Here is a 15,622-nt window from a genome sequence, read left to right as displayed (position 1 = left end):
CGCACTCAGTCCAGCGCGCGGTAGCGGAAGCTGCGGAAGGTCACCGCACCGTCACCGGCAGCGTACAGCGCCGGCTTCAGGGCGAGAAACTTACCAGCCACATTGTGATGGTAACCCGAGGTTTCCATCTGAACCGGGTACTTCTGCCAGGTCCGGCCGTCGCTGCTGGTATGGAAGGTGACGATATGGCGGTTGTTGGTGACGCGCAGCCAGAGCCGCCCGCCGCGCTCGCTGGGCGCAAGCCGGGCAGGGCGTTCCTCGCCGTAACGGTGCATGATGAACTGCTCGCCGTTGCTGCCCACGCCCACATAAAGACGGTCGCTGTAGAACAGCAGCGCGCCCCCGACTGCGCCCGGCGCTACCTCCAGCTCCACCTCGAACTGGTAGGCCGGATCGCCGGCGATGGTGGTCAGCGGAGACGCATCGCGCGGCGCACTGCCCTTGCCCTGCATCACCAGCCCATCGCCGCTGAAGCGCAGGCGCTCGTATTCGTCACTGCCCGGGTTGAAGAACGCCCACTGTGGCCCGAGCATGCCGCCGCGGAAATCATCCGAAAGCGCCATGCCGTGCGGTGCCAGGCCGCTTCCGGAAGGCTTGCGCAGCGGTTGGCCGAGGTCACCGCCCCTGGCCACGAACCAGCCATCGTCCGTCCACTCGATCGGGTCCAGCAGGGTCTGCCGGCCCAGGGTCCAGAAGCCGTTCTCATACCCGTGGTACATCATCCACCAGCGACCGTCGGTGCCTTCGATCACTGTCGCGTGGCCTCGTGACCACCACGGCTCGGACGCCGACTGCGTGCGCGTGATCGGATTGTTCGGTGCGTTCTGCCAGGGCCCATGGATGGAGCGCGAGCGCGCAGTGATCACCATGTGCCCGGTGGGTGGGCCGGCGGTGCCTCCCACGGCGGTGGTCATGTAGTACCAGCCCTCGCGGAAGTGGATCTTCGGTCCTTCCTGCGCATAGGCTTCCACATCCCAGCTCTGCGGATAGCGCCAGCCGTCGTAGACATGCTTCGGTGTGCCGACCACGCTCAGCCCGTCATCGGCCAGCTGCACATAGTCGCCTCCGCTGAGAAACAGGTAGCGCTTGCCGTCCTCGCCCACCGCATGGCCGGGGTCGATGTAGCCGCCCAGGCCGATGTCGATCGGATCGCTCCACGGCCCGCGGATGTCATCGGCCCACACCACGAAGTTGCTGCGGTGTTCGCCGGTCCGGGCCGGGAAGTAGATGAAGTAGCGACCCTGGTGCTTGACGATGTCCGGTGCCCAGATCGCACCCACGTTGCGGGTGATGGCATGACCCAGCGGCTGCCAGTTGACCAGATCCCGCGAATGCCAGATCGGCAGGCCGGGATAGGCGTCGAAGGAGGACAGGGTCAGGTAGTAGTCCTGTCCGTCCTTCAGTACCGACGGATCGGGGCGGTCGCCGGCCAGCACCGGGTTCAGGTAGGTGCCGTCGCCGAGATCGGCCTGGCGCTGGTTCTCCAGCCCACGTGCCCAGGTTGGTGAGGCCGGGCCGGAGGCCAGCGCCGGAAGCGCGGCCAGAAGCAGGCTGGCCAGGGCCACGGCAGGGATGCGGCGAAGCGGACGGTGCATGGCAGCGGTCTCCGGCTCAGCTGCGCAGCGTGGCCGGCAGCCACAGCGACAGGGCAGGGAAGAAGGTGACCACCAGCAGCACGCCCAGCGCAGCGAACCAGAACGGCCAGATGGTACGCATGCTCTGGCCCACGCTGATCTTGCCGATGGCGGTACCGATGAACAGCACCGAGCCCACCGGCGGTGTCACCAGGCCCAGGCCGCCGGTCAGCACCAGCACCAGCCCGAAGTGGATCGGATCGATGCCGTACGCGCGCGCCACCGGCAGGAAGATCGGCGTGCAGATCAGGATCATCGGTGCCAGGTCCATGAAGGTTCCCAGCAGCAACAGCATCACCACGATCATCAGCAGCACCATGAACTGGCTGTGCGCGAAGGACTGCAGGAAATCCACCGCCGCCGCCGGCACCTGCAGGTAGGCCAGCAGCCAGCCGAATACCGCAGCGGTGGCGATCACGAACAGGATCACGCCGGTGCTGCGTGCGGCGTGGACGACCGTGGCGAAGAACTCGCGCCAGCGCAGTTGCCGGTACAGCACCGTGGTCACCAGCAGTGCGTACACCACGGCGATCGCCGCGCTTTCCACCGCAGTGAAGATGCCGGCGCGGATGCCGACGAAGATCAGCGCGACCAGACCGAGGCCGGGCAGGGCGGAGATCATCCGCAGCAGCACCGCGCGCCAGCCCGGGAACACCTCCACGCCATAGCCGCGGCGGCGCGCGACGACGTAGCCGGTGATCATCAATGCCAGCGTCATCAGCAGTGCCGGAACGATGCCGGCCGCGAACAGATCGGCGATCGAGAGGCCGCCACCGGCTGCGGCCGAGAACAGGATCAGGTTGTGCGAGGGCGGAACCAGCAGTGCGACCAGGGCGGCGGTGATGCTGACATTGACGGCGAAATCGCGGTCATAGCCGCGCTTGACCATCTGCGGAATCATCGTGCCACCCACCGCCGAGACATCCGCGATGGCCGAGCCGGAGACGCCGCCGAAGAACAGCGAGGACAGGATCGAAACCTGGCCCAGGCCACCACGCAGGCGCCCCACCAGCGAGGACGCCAGCGCGATCAGGCGCTCGGAGATGCCGCCGCGCATCATGATCTCGCCAGCGAAGATGAACAGTGGAATGGCGATCAGCGATGCGGACCCGGTGCCTGCCGAAATCTGCTGGACCAGAACGATGGACGGGATGTCCAGGTAGAGCAGGGTGGCAAGGGCGGCCGCAGCCAGCGCGTAGGCCACCGGCACGCCCAGCAGAAGGAACACTGCGAACACCGAGAACAGAATGGCGATACCCATGGATCAACGATCTCCTTCAGCGTCATCGGCGGCAGCGTCTGCCGGCGTGGACTGCGTGGCCTTCCACGCACGGTTCAGCGCGAACACCACCATCAGCACGCCGCCCAGCGCCAGCGGCAGGTAGTTGATGCTCTGCGGAAGCTCGGCACCGGCGGTCTTGATGTCCAGGCCGTCGAGAAGAAGCTCGGCCGACCACACTGCGATGAACGCGCCCAGCACGGCCACCACCAGTTGCACCAGCACGTCCACAGCGCGGCGCAGCGCCGGCGCCATGTAGGCATGCAGCAGGAAGAAGCCGAAGTGGCGGTTGGTGTGCACGCCACAGGCCGCGCCCAGGCTCATCGCGGTGCTGAGCAGCAGAAGGGTCACCGGTTCGGTCCAGCTCGGGGAATCGTTGATCACATAGCGCGCGAAGACCTGCCAGCCCTGCACCACCACCAGCCCCAGCAGGGCCGCCACGGCGGTGTAGATGGCAATGTCGGCGACGCGGTCCAGCAGGCGCTGCCCGGGGCCGGGTGGGGAAAATGTCGTCGTTTCGGTCATGGCTGTGTCCTCAGGCTGCACCGCGGATGCGATCGACCAGCGCGGCGATTTCCGCGTGCTGCAGGTACTGCTGCAGCAGGGGCTGCGCGGCGGCGCGGAACGCCGGCATGTCGACCTCGTTGGCCTTCACGCCGTACGCCAGCACCGCGCGTCGTGCCGCATCCTCGGAGGCATCCCACTGGTCGCGCATCACCTTCACCGACGCACGTGCGGTCTCCAGCAGCAGCTGGCGGTCATCCGGCTGCAGCCGCTCGAAACTGGCGCGTGACATCAGCAGCACGTCCGGTGCATAGGAGTGATCGCTCTGCGACCAGTAGTGCGCAGCCTCGAAGTGACGGCTGGAGTGGAAGCTGCGCATGTTGTTCTCGGCACCGTCGATCATGTGCGTCTCCATGCCGGAGAACGTATCGCCCAGCGACATCGGCGTCGGGTTGGCGCCGAGCAGCCGCATCAGCTGGATGAAGATGTCCGATGATGCGACGCGCAGCTTCAGTCCGTGCAGGTCACCGGGCTGCGTGATCGGATGCCGGGTGTTGTAGAAGCAGCGCGCACCGGAATCGTAGATGGCCAGGCCGACCAGGTCGCGGCGTTCGAAGCCGCGCAGCACGGCATCGGCCACGCCGCCATCAAGCGCTGCCCGCTGATGCGCCACCGATTCGAACACGTAGGGCAGGCACAGCGCCTGGGTCAGCGGAAACGCGTTGTTCAGCGCGCCCGCATAGACACGGGTGATGTCGATGGCGCCGAAGCGGGCCATGTCGATCGCTTCGGACTCGCGGCCGAGCTGGCCCGAGTGGTACTGGCGCAGACGCAGGCGTCCCTGGGTCTCACGCTGCAGGGTCTCGCCGATCCACTTCACCGCCGTCACGGTGGGGTAATCGGCCACGTGCACATCGGTCGCCGTCAGCAGTTGGCCGCCGGCTGCGTCAGGGCCCGGCCCGCGGCCACAGGCGGCGAGCAGGGGAGTGGCAAGTGCAGTGGCGCCACCGGCCAGGAAATGTCGTCGTGTGATCATCTGCGCCCTCCCGCGCGTGTTCACTGGATCGTGCCGCGGCTTACCCGGCCGGCACGGCCCTGCAGGCAATCTCGCCGAAGCCGGCGAAGCGCACCAGCGCCGTTTGTCCTGCCTGGATGTCGTGGATGCCGGTCGCATTGCCGGTGGCGATCAGGTCGCCACGCCGCAGGGGCCGGCCGCGAAGCGCGGAACGGGACAACGCGAACGCGTACGCTGCGCGCAGGCCACCGGGCAGGCGGCTCGCGCCGCCGACCCCGACCACTTCACCCTCGATCAGGGTCTCGGCGCGCAACGCCGACTCATCGAGGGACGTCCAGTTGCCGATCTCCGGCCCCAGCACGAGGCCGTTGTTGTTGCCGAAGTCGGATACCACCACGCGCGGGCCCAGCTCGTTGATCGTTGCCAGCGGGCTGCTGGCAACCTCGACACCGAGGTACAGGCGGGCCGGCAACGCTTCAGCCTGTTCCGGCGACCAGTGCAGCTGGTCGGCGGGGGCATCCTCCAGCAGTTCCAGCACGTACTCGGCCTCGATCGCGGCGAAACCGCCGACGAACACCGGAACATTCGTTGTTCCACCGGTAGCATTTTTGAGCTGAGGCTTGAAGATCGGGCCCAGCAGCCGTTCGTCCCCGGACGCATCGCGGCGTTCGGCAGCGATGTAGCCGACCTTCCAGCCGACCACCGGCTGGTTCCAGCGGGCGATGGCCAGGTCCTGGACCTGGTAGGCCGCGACCAGGTCCGCCGGGATGTCGCCCGGGAACGCCTCCAGTGCCTGGCCCGCAAGGCGTGCGGTGGTGAAGGCCTGGGCAATCGCGGCCGCATCGGCCGGCGGCGTGTCCCCATGTGTGCCGTGTTCGTTGCTCAAGAACGTCTCCCTCTGGCGTTGTTGCGCTGCCTATCGACAGCGTCTGCAGGACGTGTATATGGTAAACCGGTGTCATCACGCAAGCGGCAGCGCATCACGCCGTCTTTGCCGACGCCGCCAGCGCCCTGTCCTGTCCTGTTGGAGCCCCGTCAGTCATGCGTCTGCCCATCGTGTTGCTGTGCCTGTCCCTCCTGCTGCCGGCGGCGCCCGCCTGCGCGGTCGACACGTCGTTGCGCGAAGGCGAGCGTGTGGCCCAGGCGTTGCCCGGCGAGCAGCTGCCGTTGTGGCCGGCAGGCGCAGTGCCGGGCGAACCCGGCCCCGCACGTCCGACGCGGGTGGTCGAGCGCAGTGCGGACCCTGCACGCCCGGACCGCTACGCCGACCAGATCGACGCGCCCTCTCTGCAGGTGTACACACCCGCCCGGCCGAACGGCCGGGCCCTGCTGGTGATCCCCGGCGGCGGCTACCAGCGGGTGGTGATCGACAAGGAGGGCAGCGCGCTGGTTCCGTTCTGGGTGGACGGCGCCGGCTACACCCTGTTCGTCCTGCGCTACCGCCTGCCGCAGCCGGGGCGCGACCGCCAGGCCGCGCTTGCCGACGCGCAGCGCGCGCTGCGGGTGGTGCGCGACCAGGCGCGACGGCGCGGACTGGACGCGAACGACGTGGCGGTGATGGGATTCTCGGCGGGCGGCCACGTCGCGGCGCGGCTGGCCACCGGCTTCGACATCGCCGTCCATACCGCACGGGATGACCTCGACAGGCTGAGCGCCCGCCCGAGCCGTGCCGTGCTGGTCTACCCGGTGATCGACATGGGCGCGCATGCGCACAGCGGCTCGCGCGCCCGCCTGCTGGGTGAGCATCCGGGGACCTCGCTGCAGGCAGACTATTCGATGCAGCAGCGCGTACGTGGCGACATGCCGCCGACGCTGCTGGTCCACGCCGCCGACGACGCCGTGGTGTCGGTGCGCAACAGTGAACTCATGGCGCAGGCACTGGCGGGTGCGGGTGTCGAGCACGAACTGCATGTCTTCGCCCATGGCGGTCACGGCTTTGGCATGGACATTCCCGCGCGATCGACGCTGGCACTCTGGCCGCTGCTCGCGCAACGCTGGCTGGGCCCTGCGGAGGACGCGCGATGAACGATGCGCCGGCCGACCTGCAGCGTCGGCGATTCCTGCGTGACAGCGCCCGCTGGGCCCTGGCCACCGCGTCCGCTACGGCTGCCTTCACTGCATTGCCAACGCTGGCCGGCGTGCCGGGTGCCCGCGATGACCGCCTACCATTGGCCCGGGTTCGTGGCGGGCGTGTGCGTGGCCAGCGCGAGCACGGGGTTCTGGTGTTCCGTGGCCTCCGCTATGGTGCCGACACCGCTCAACACCGCTTCCAGCCGCCGCGGCATGAAGCTGCCTGGCGCGGCATCGCCGATGCACTGGAGTACGGTCCGGCCGCACCGCAGGGCGGCAGTGAAGGGCCCGGCAGCGAGGACTGCCTGTTCCTCAATGTGTGGACGCCCGCGCTCGGCGACGGTGGACGCAGGCCGGTGCTGGTGTACGTGCACGGCGGTGGATTCAACAACGGGTCCGGCAGTGATCCGCTGTACGACGGCGCTGCGCTGTGCCGCCGCGGCGATGTGGTGGTGGTCACCCTCAATCATCGCCTGAACACGTTCGGCTATCTCTACCTGGGGGCGTTGGGCGATCCGCGCTACGCCGCCTCGGGCAACGTCGGCCAGCTCGACCTGGTACAGGCGCTGCAGTGGGTGCGGCAGCACGCGGCGGTCTTCGGTGGCGACGCGGCGAACATCACGGTGTTCGGGCAGTCCGGCGGGGGCGCCAAGATCGCCACGCTGATGGCGATGCCTGCGGCCCGAGGGCTGTTCCAGCGCGCGTGGACGATGAGTGGCCAGCAGGTCACCGCTGCCGGACCACGCGCGGCCGCGCAGCGGGCTGCGATCGCGATGCAGGCCGTTGCTGCACGTGACGTGCAGGCCCTGCTGGACCTGCCGGTCGACGTGTTGCTGGAAGCCACCCGCGCGCGCGATCCCTCGCGCGTGGAAAGCACGTCGCTTTATTTCGGCCCGGTGCTGGACGATGTGGTGCTGCCGGTGCATCCGTTCTGGCCACAGGCGCCGCAGCAGTCGGCGGCGATTCCGATGGTGATCGGCAACACCCGCGACGAGACCCGCGCGTTCCTCGGCAACGATCCCGCCAACTTCGCCCTGACCTGGGAAACACTGCCGGCACAGCTCGAACGACAGCAGTTCGTCGATCTGCGGCCGGAGACCGTGATCGCCGAGTATCGCCGCCTGTATCCGCACTACACGCCGTCCGAAGTATTTTTTGCTGCAACCACGGCTGGCCGCAGCTGGCGCGGAGCGGTGGAGGAACTGGAAGCGCGGGCGCGCCAGCCCGCGGGCGCAGCACCGACCTGGGCGTACCAGCTGGATTGGGGGTCGCCGGTGGAGGAGGGGCGCCTGCGTGCTTTCCATACGCTGGACATCCCGCTGGTCTTTGACAACGCAGGGCTGCCGGGCGCGCGCACCGGGGGTGGCGATGATGCCCGTGCGCTGGCGGCGACCATGAGCGAGGCCTTGATCGCCTTCGCCCGCAGCGGCGACCCCAATCACGCCGGATTGTCGCAATGGGCCCCTTATACGCTGCCGCAACGGCGGACAATGCTGTTCGATCGCACCAGTCGCGCGGTTGACGATCCGCGCGCAGGCGAGCGCGCGCTCTACGGAAAAGTGCCTTTCGTGCAGCGCGGCACGCAGTGATGACACCGCAGCACAAACATTCTGTTAACTCCGCTCGGCTAGAGTCGAGTCATGGGAGACACGTTCACGCCACTGCCGTTCGCCGGCCGGGAGCGCCTGCTTGCCGCCATTGATGGTGCGGTAGCACTGGCGGATCCGCACGCGATCACCGAGGGCCTGCAGCGCGTGCTGCGTGATGCCATCACCGATCCTTCGATACAGCTGCCGCCGTGTGTACGGCGACCGGTGCGTGGTCACTACGCACGTCGTGAACTGCACCGCAGCCGGACCCTGGGGTACAGCGTCATCGCCATGTGTTGGGGCCCGGGGCAGGGTACGCCGCTGCACGATCACGATGCGATGTGGTGCGTGGAAGGCGTCTGGCAGGGCGAACTGCTGGTCACGCCGTATGCGCTGCTGGAGCGGAAGGGCACTCGCCACCGCTTTGCCGCGCAGCCGACGCTGTACGGCCAGCGCGGCAGCGCCGGCAGCCTGATTCCCCCGCATGAATACCACACGCTGCGCAATGCCAGCGATGCCGACGTGGCCGTGTCGCTGCACGTCTACCAGGGCGTGATGGAGCGCAGCGCGGTGTTCGAGCCGCTGGGCGATGACTGGTACCAGCGACGGGTGAAGCGGATGGAGACCGACGCGGCATAGCCCGCGCCGGCCGCCGCGTTCAGCGCGGCACGTCCACGACGTTGTTGAGCAGGGTCACTTCCTCGCCACCGTCAGCGAGGGCGACGCGCACACGCAGGCCACCCTGATGACCGGCGGGGATCATCAGTGTCACGTGGGTGGTCTTCGGTTCCAGGTCATCGGGTGCCGCCATCGCGGGCACATCGGCACGCGCGATCTCACGGCCCGTGGTGTCTTCCAAGATCGCCACGCCCGCGCCGGTGGCCACGTGGCCCAGGCTGTGCACGGTCACCCGCACACGCTGGCCGTCCACCTGCACATCACCGCGGCCGACGCCCAGGTCGGCGCGTGTTTCCACCGGGCTGCCGGCGACAACGCGCTCGAACTCGAACAGTTCCGTGCGCCCGGGACGGAACTGCATCGGCACCGCGCGGCTGGTTTCCAGCCGCACCGTGCGCTCCGTCGGCGTGCCATCGATGCGTCCATCTCCATCGGCATCCACGCCGGCACGGATGCGCCACGTGCCGCTGGCAACGTTCCAGCCGGTCATGTCGGCACTGATGGTGCGGTTACCCAGATTGTGGCTGGTGATGGTGAAGCGCTCGCGCGAGGGCGCATGCACCAGCAGTGCAACCTGTTCGGCGGCACCGTCGCGATCGAAGCGCCAGCTGACCGTATGCCCGGGCCAGCTCTGGTTGCGCTTGAGCGCGATGCCCCCCAGCCGGGCGCGCTGCAGGAACTCGCTGGGTGCTTCCACGCGATCGGACCACCAGTGGCCCTCGGTGTTCATGTAGGCCCGCAGCACCTTGGCCTGCAGTCCTTCGGCATGCAGTGCATCGATGTACTTCAGGTCACCACTGGCCTGCCAGGCCATCAGGCTGGCGAAACCGGTCTTTCCGGCGTCGGCTTCGGCAGTCAGCTGCGGATACCAGTCCTGCTGGCGTCCCAGCACCTCGACGATGTTCTCGCCGAGATTGGCCAGCGCGCCCGGTCCCCCGCGTGCCACGCGATAGTCCAGCGCCTGCAGGTACTTCGCATCGCCGGTCCAGCGCCAGGCGGCCCAGAAGGTATGCAGCGTGTCGCCGCCGCCGGAACCGTCGTTGAGTTCACCGCCGCGGGTGGCGCCGGTGGCCCAGTGGATCTCGTTGGGCAGGGTGAAGCGTCCTTTCGCGTCCGTGCCGGCATGGGCGAGATAGCTGTCGGCCAGGCCGGTCACCAGCCGGCGCCCGGTCGGATCGGCGTTGTACTGGCCCAGCAGGAACGCGGGGTGCAGCACCGGGAACGAATAAGGCTTCTGCCATTGCCAGTTCGGTTCGCGGTAGATCCTGTTGCCGCCGAACCAGTTGCTGGAGAACAGCAGGTGTCCCTGCGGATTGGGCAGGATGATCCGCTCGTCGAATGCCTTGACCGTCTCCATCAGCCGTTCCAGCGTCAGCGGATCGCCCCAGTTGAGGTACAGCATCGCGCTGTTGGTGTTGATGCCCTCTTCGTAGGCATGCAGCTCATCGGTTTCGATGGTGCTCAGGCCGTTGCTGAACATGCCATTGCGATACACCGCATCGGACAGGGCGGTGAGCGAGGCATTGAGGCGGTCCGGCTGCACGCCCATCAGCGCCAGGCCCGGCCACTGCTGGGTGAGATCGGAATCATCGGAGATGCCGCCGCCGAAGTCGCCGTAGGGCACCTGGCGATGGTCGATCCACCAGTCGACGAAGCGACGCACCTGTGCGAGGTCCTGCACCTGGTGGAAGGCCCAGGCCGGCACACCGGCGGGCACCACCGGTGCGGAGTAGGGCGGCCGGCCCTGGCTGTTGTAGCTGATGTAGTTCCAGTACTGCCGCCCCAGTGCGTGGTCCGGATCGACCCGCAGCAGGTCGCTCAGATCGGCGTAGACGCGCGCATACAGGCGCTGCCGCTTGGAGGTGGTGTGCTCCTCCACCAGGAATCCCCAGTTGTCGCGCACCTGGTTGAAGCGGTCGGCCACGTGCTCCTTCAGCGCTTCGGCGCGCGGCTTGAACACCAGCCGGATCTGCGCGCCATCGAGCACCCGGGCATCGAAGCCGGGGGCGGCCGAGGCGATGCTCAACCACAGGCTGTCAGGGGTGAGGATGCGGTCGCGCAGGTCCAGCCACAGGGTGCGCTTCTGTCCCGGCTGCACCGAGACCGACACGTCGATCATGTCGCGCGCCGGCCAGATCGGGTCCTTGATGCGGATGTTGAGCGGAATCAGGCCTTCATGCGTGGCCGCCAGATCCAGCGCGGGAAGATCGATGGCAACGCCGTCCAGGCCGTCGTGCATGTTCTCCCAGCTGTAGGCCCAGCTGCGGATCAGCGGCTGGTCGGGCGGCGCATCGCCTACCCCGGAAGGAATGAGCACGTGCACGATCGGGCGCGGCTGCGCGGGCAGGGTACCGGCATCGCGGCGGCGTGAGCCGGCCCCCTTGGGCAGCGCCATCACCGTGCTGCGTTCGGCCTCGGGATAGCGACCGTCGATGTAGCGGCGCAGGGCATCCAGATTGGTGTAGTCCGGCAGCGCCTGGCTGTCGATCGTGTAGGTCTGCTTGACCGTGCCGTCCGGCTCGCTGCCCTCGCTCACGGCGTAGGCCCAGATTTCCTGGATCGGCGTTTCCTGCTCGACGTTGCTGAAGCGCAGCACGCCGCCGCTGAGGGACGGGATCGGATCGACGCTGCGCACCACGCCGCGCGGGCGGGTGAACAGGGTGCGGGTGGCGTGCGCGGCGTCGCTGCCATGTGCCAGCGTGCCGAAGGCCGCGCCGCGGATCTCGATGCGGTTGACCGTCTCGCCGTCCGGCAGCGTCAGGTCCAGGTGCTTTCCACCCTCCACGTAGGTGTTCCAGTCCGGCAGCTGGAAGTAGTCGTTGCGTCCGGGCAGCCGCGAGCGGTTGTAGACGCCGGGCCATGTGGTCTCGGCGATGCCGTCGGTGGCCTTCCACATCCACGCCTTCAGATCGCGGGTGTCGGCGAATTCGACCTTGCGGATGCGGGTGGTCGGCGCGGTCAGCGCCGGTGGTGCGACGCCGTCCCAGCCGAAGCGATGGCGCCAGGCACGCAGGCCTGCCTCGGGAACCTCGGCGGTGGTGGGCGTAACGCCACGGGCCAGCGCCGCCACGGCCGGCGCATCGAGCATGCGGTCGTAGATGCGGATGTGCTGGAAATCGCTGCCGCGCAGGAAGTTGTAACGGCTCTGTACCTGGTACGGTGCCATCACCCGACCGGCCAGGCCAAGCTGGTCCAGCGCGGCATCGTAGTCGCCGGTGGTCTGCGCGCGGGCCACTTCGCGTCCATCGATGAACAGGCGTACACCCTGGTCCTCGTCCCAGGCGAAGGCCAGATGCAGCCACTGGTCCGCGCGTGGCGGCGTGTCCATGCGGAACGAGACGCGGGTGCGGGCAAGATTGGCATCGGTGACGAACGCATCGAAACCGTGGCCGTTCCAGTCGATGCGCAGCCACGCCATGTCCCAGCTGCTGTGATCGGCATAGCCGACGCGGAAGATCACGAACGGGGCTTCGCCTACCGCGTACCGCGCACGCCAATCGAAGGCCAGGGTGCCGCGCTGGGCCAGGATGTTGCCCGGCGCATCCCACGCCAGGACGCCATCGTCCTGCCATTGGATGGCCTTGCCGCGTACACCGTCATCGACCACCGCCACCCTGTCGCGGAAGTTCGGTATCGCCTCGCCGTGCGCCACGGTGGCCTGCAGGCCCTGGTTGGCGTCGACGTGGAACAGCAGGGTTGGGCCATCGGCAGCTGTCGCAGGGCCAGCAGCCAGGGCCACTGCCAGCAGCAGGCAGCGGGACAGGGTCGAGCGATGCGGCATCAGATGTTTCCTTTCAACGGGCGACAGCCGGCGTAGGGCCGCCGGACCGTAGCAAGGCCACGCCGCCACGGCACCTTGCGGCGCAGCAGCGGTCGTGGCGAACGGCGATGCACCGGTCGGCGCATCGCCGGCGCTGCTCAGAACTTGTAGCGCACGCCGAGCAGGAACTGACGGCCGGTCTCGGTGTACTGCAACGGCAGGCGGCCGGTCGCGGGCGAATACACCCACTCATCGGACGCTTCGTTGGTCAGGTTCACGCCTTCCAGGCTCAGTTCCAGCTGGTCACTGATCCGGTAACGGATCGACGCATCGATGACCGTGGTACCGGTCATGCCGTGGTAACCGTCCAGATTGAAGCCGGTTTCCTGGCCCGGCACCTGGGTCAGGTAGTCATCGCGGTTGGTGGCCGAGATGCGCCCGGAGAAGGTGGTGCCTTCGTAGAACAGGGTCGCGTTCCACGAGGTGTTGGACAGGCCCAGCAGATCGTTCTTCATCACCGGCTGACCGGCCGAGTTGATGTACTGGATCTTCGAATCCACCCAGGTGTAGTTCAGCTGCAGACCGAGGTTGGCCCACTTGCCCGGCAGGAAGGTGAAGGGCTGGGTGTAGTTCGCTTCTGCGCCGAACAGCTCGCCACCCGGGGTGTTGACCGGACGGGTGAAGGTGAACTCATCGGTCGGCGATGCGCCGGTGCCGATCAGCAGTTCGGCAGGCAGGCCGCTGTCGGTGTACGGCCGATTCTCGCGCAGCGTCTGTACGGAGGTTTCGATGTCCTTGTAGAACAGGCCAAGGCCGGCCATGGCGCCTTCGGCGAAGTACCACTCGAAACTCAGATCGACATTGGTCGCGCGGGTCGGATCCAGGTTGGGGTTGCCGCTGGAGATGGTGCGTGCGCCACCGGCCACGGCCACAGTGGCACCCGGCGTCAGGCTGCCCAGGCCGGGTCGGGTCATCACCTTGGCCGCACCCAGGCGGATCAGGAAATCGGGGGTGACTTCGGCAACCAGGTTGAACGAGGGCAGGGTGTCGTCGTAGGTGCGGGTGGCGGTGGTGGACGTGGTGCCACTGGCCAGCGTCGACAGCCCGGTGGAGGACTGCTTGGTGCGCACATAGCGTACGCCGACGTTGCCGGACAGCGGCAGCGAGCCGATCTCGGTGGAGAACTCACCCATCAGGTAGGCACCGCGATCCTTCTCTTCCACGCTGCGCACGTTGTTGGCGCGCGGTGCGACGGCGTAGATGCCGCTGTTGCTGTAGATGTCGAACTGATCGGCGACGGCGTCCAGATCCGGCACCACCCAGTTCGAGGGATTGCCGCTGATGCCCTTCAGGCCGGCCTGCGTGGTCATGTCCACCGGAACGATCCTGCTGCCATCGGCGAAGGTGGGCACGGCCAGCTCGCTGCCACGGCGCAGTTCGGTGGTCTTGAACGTGTAATCCTTGGCCAGCACGCCACCCTTGAGGCGGAAGCCGGGGCTGATGTTCCAGTTGAAGTCGATCTGGCCGGTATCGAAATCATTGTCCACGTACTGCGGTCGCAGGCGGATCTCCGCCAGTTCCCAGCCGTTGGGATCGGTGGGATCGATGCCGTAGTTGAGGATCGGCGAGCGGTTGTTGCCCCGGTAGTCGTAGCTGTAGCCGTCGACGTCGTACTTGTCCATGATGATGGTGGTCTGCACCGGGTTCTCATGCCGGGACCGCGAGACCCCCAGCTTGCCGGACAGGGTGAAGTCGTCGCTGAAGCGGTGCTGGCCGTTGAGGCTGATCTGCTTGAACTCGGTGCTCCACTCGTCGTGGCGGTTCTCGCTGCGGATGTCGACGTTGTCGAACTCGCCGTAGACCAGCGCGTTGTTCTCGATGACGCCGTTCCTGACGATCATCGACGGCTTGCCGGCCAGGCGTGGCTGGCTGGTGTTGGCACCGCGGCTGAAGGAAATCGCCTCGATGTAGTGCTCGTCGCGGGTGGCATCGATTTTCGAGTACAGCGCGTCCAGCGAGATCTCGGTCGCGTCGCTGGGCTTCCACTGCAGCGTACCCGTCACGCCCAGGCGCTTCTGCTCATGTTCCATCTGCACGTAGCGCGGGAAGCGCGGGTGGTAGACGTCGGCACTGCGCGCGGCGGTGAACGGGGACGAGGCACTGAAGTTGCCGTTGCTCGGGCCGTTGGCCCAGCGGCCCGTGTTGGAGCCCTCCTCCAGCGCCTGGCGCTCGGAGTAGGCCACCGACAGCAGGGCGCCGAACGTACCGTCGGCGAAGATGTTCGACACCAGCGCGGCCATGCGCGGGTCGGCCTTCTCCGCCATCGCGTTGTAGCCGGCCTGGCCGCTGGCGGCGAAGGTGAAGCCGTCATAGTCGAACGGCCTCGCCGTGCGCAGATCGACGGTGGCGCCCAGCGAGCCTTCTTCGACATCGGCCGAAGCGGTCTTGCGCACCACCAGCTGCGAGAACAGGTCGGAGGCGAAGACATTGAAGTCGAAGCCACGGCCGCGGTTGGTACCACCGCTCTGATCACCGGCGCCGACGGTGGTCAGCGCCTCCATGCCGTTGATGCGCACGCGGGTGAAATCCGGGCCGAGGCCGCGCACCGAGATGTTGCGGCCCTCGCCGGCCTCGCGGGTGATGACCACACCCGGGATGCGCTGCAACGACTCGGCCAGGTTCAGATCCGGGAACTTGCCGATGTCCTCGGCGACGATGGCGTCGACCACGCCGGCCTCGCCACGCTTGATGTCCAGCGCCTTCTCCACGCTGGCGCGGTAGCCGGTGACGGTGACCGTATCCAGGTCCGTGGCGCCGGCGGCGCTGCTCTGCTGCTGGGCGGTCGCATTGGCCGCCAGGGCCAGTCCGACGGCCATAGCGAGCAAGGTAACCGGTGTCTTTTTTTGGTGGTTCCGAGACTGCATGCCTTTCCCCTCTCCCAAAGGTCTGGTGCTGCGGCTGTTTCAGCGTGATGACACCGCTGGTCAGAGCGGACGTTAGCAGCACGTCCCGGATCCGGCATCTTGCACCGCAACAGATCTGAAATGTCTCCAAGAGGCTTGCAGGACAATGCTTCCGTCAGTTCCTACGGGT

Annotated in this window: 10 protein-coding genes; 3 read left to right on the top strand and 7 right to left on the bottom strand. The window is 67.5% G+C overall.

The genetic code is table 11. The features are described 5' to 3' along the window. Nucleotides 1-5 precede the first annotated feature (5 nt). Genes AC5P76_RS11550 through AC5P76_RS11530 form a run of 5 tightly spaced genes read right to left on the bottom strand, consistent with a single transcriptional unit; the run spans nucleotide 6 to nucleotide 5,318 of the window. Entirely contained in the window at nucleotides 6-1,595 is a 1,590-nt protein-coding gene (locus AC5P76_RS11550; RefSeq protein WP_253118386.1) for a family 43 glycosylhydrolase, read from the bottom strand. 16 nt (nucleotides 1,596-1,611) lie between these two features. Further along, the gene (locus tag AC5P76_RS11545; RefSeq protein WP_065174099.1) at nucleotides 1,612-2,895 is read right to left on the bottom strand and encodes a TRAP transporter large permease; all 1,284 of its coding nucleotides are present in this window, start codon (nucleotides 2,893-2,895) and stop codon (nucleotides 1,612-1,614) included. Between the two features lie 3 nt (nucleotides 2,896-2,898). Next, on the bottom strand, nucleotides 2,899-3,438 hold the full coding sequence (locus AC5P76_RS11540; protein ID WP_053516012.1) for a TRAP transporter small permease: 540 nt from the start codon (nucleotides 3,436-3,438) through the stop codon (nucleotides 2,899-2,901). A 10-nt stretch (nucleotides 3,439-3,448) separates the two neighbouring features. Next, complete coding sequence (locus tag AC5P76_RS11535) at nucleotides 3,449-4,453, bottom strand: TRAP transporter substrate-binding protein (RefSeq protein ID WP_065182105.1); 1,005 nt, start codon at nucleotides 4,451-4,453, stop codon at nucleotides 3,449-3,451. Nucleotides 4,454-4,493: 40 nt separating this feature from the next. Beyond that, complete coding sequence (locus AC5P76_RS11530; RefSeq protein ID WP_253118385.1) at nucleotides 4,494-5,318, bottom strand: 2-keto-4-pentenoate hydratase; 825 nt, start codon at nucleotides 5,316-5,318, stop codon at nucleotides 4,494-4,496. A 155-nt stretch (nucleotides 5,319-5,473) separates the two neighbouring features. Here AC5P76_RS11530 and AC5P76_RS11525 point away from each other — a divergent pair, with 155 nt between their 5' ends. The 3 genes from AC5P76_RS11525 to AC5P76_RS11515 are packed head-to-tail and all read left to right on the top strand — an operon-like array spanning nucleotide 5,474 to nucleotide 8,730. After that, a complete protein-coding gene (locus AC5P76_RS11525; protein ID WP_253118384.1) occupies nucleotides 5,474-6,457 on the top strand; it encodes an alpha/beta hydrolase in 984 nt (327 codons plus the stop codon). Next, the gene (locus AC5P76_RS11520) at nucleotides 6,454-8,091 is read left to right on the top strand and encodes a carboxylesterase/lipase family protein (RefSeq protein ID WP_253118383.1); all 1,638 of its coding nucleotides are present in this window, start codon (nucleotides 6,454-6,456) and stop codon (nucleotides 8,089-8,091) included. The genes AC5P76_RS11525 and AC5P76_RS11520 overlap by 4 nt, the downstream gene beginning before the upstream one ends. Nucleotides 8,092-8,142: 51 nt before the next feature. Then, entirely contained in the window at nucleotides 8,143-8,730 is a 588-nt protein-coding gene (locus tag AC5P76_RS11515; RefSeq protein WP_053516003.1) for a cysteine dioxygenase family protein, read from the top strand. A 19-nt stretch (nucleotides 8,731-8,749) separates the two neighbouring features. On the opposite strand, the gene AC5P76_RS11510 is transcribed toward AC5P76_RS11515, so the two are convergent. Continuing rightward, complete coding sequence (locus tag AC5P76_RS11510; protein ID WP_253118381.1) at nucleotides 8,750-12,550, bottom strand: LamG-like jellyroll fold domain-containing protein; 3,801 nt, start codon at nucleotides 12,548-12,550, stop codon at nucleotides 8,750-8,752. A gap of 137 nt (nucleotides 12,551-12,687) precedes the next feature. Beyond that, nucleotides 12,688-15,453, bottom strand: coding sequence for a TonB-dependent receptor (locus AC5P76_RS11505; protein ID WP_065182101.1), 2,766 nt, complete (start codon nucleotides 15,451-15,453; stop codon nucleotides 12,688-12,690). Nucleotides 15,454-15,622 lie beyond the last annotated feature (169 nt).

It is taken from the genome of Stenotrophomonas sp. YJH_SMC_36 (genome assembly GCF_059369935.1).
The sequence above is the reverse complement of the archived record's forward strand: the minus strand, read 5'-3'. Positions and strand labels throughout refer to the sequence as shown.